Origin of the sequence: Bartonella sp. CB10SXKL (assembly GCF_042195515.1) — a bacterium.
GTDB lineage: Bacteria > Pseudomonadota > Alphaproteobacteria > Rhizobiales > Rhizobiaceae > Bartonella.
The window spans coordinates 1-539 of sequence record NZ_JBHION010000138.1; the positions used below are offsets into that span (position 1 = coordinate 1).

General features: G+C 37.7%; 1 protein-coding gene and 1 pseudogene. Both read right to left on the bottom strand.

The annotated features are described in order from the left end of the window. A partial coding sequence (locus tag ACFIK3_RS09880; protein WP_375669919.1) for an antA/AntB antirepressor family protein occupies positions 1-240 on the bottom strand: 240 nt, incomplete at its 3' end. 65 nt (positions 241-305) lie between these two features. Then, a pseudogene (locus ACFIK3_RS09885) lies at positions 306-539 on the bottom strand (hypothetical protein); the annotation flags it as partial.

Consider the following 539-nt stretch of genomic DNA (forward strand, 5'->3'; position numbering starts at 1 on the left):
GAGGTGATAGTCTATAGCTGTAACAGCTCTAGATTTTGCGCTCCCCAATTTTGGGGACCGCAAATCTTGTGTTTTTATGAAATCAGTTCCCTCTTCAAATTCATATTGATGAATACGGTCCTTAATCCAAGTAGAGAAATCTTTCCCAATTTCCAAAAATTCATGCAATTCACGAGCGTTGACCGTTTGAACGGTTTCGTGTTTGATTGTATTGTGCTGGATAGCAATAGGCTTTTCCATTACGAACCTCATGTTGATGGGATTGATGAATGAAAGGAGGCGCTTTTAAAAGCGCCCTTCAGAATTTAAAGCACATCACAAGGACGCAAACGGTGTTGTTGTTCGTAAGTACCGTAAATCTCATCATTATATTTTTCGTCTGCGATCTCGTCTAAAAGTCTATTGTAAACATCACTTTCACGTATAAAGTAATGAACCTCACTATCTTCATCGAGACGTTCAATATTTTCTTTTACATATGCTTCTGCAATTTCTTCAGAAATATCTTCACAGTTCTTTTCAGAAGGATTGATGCGAAA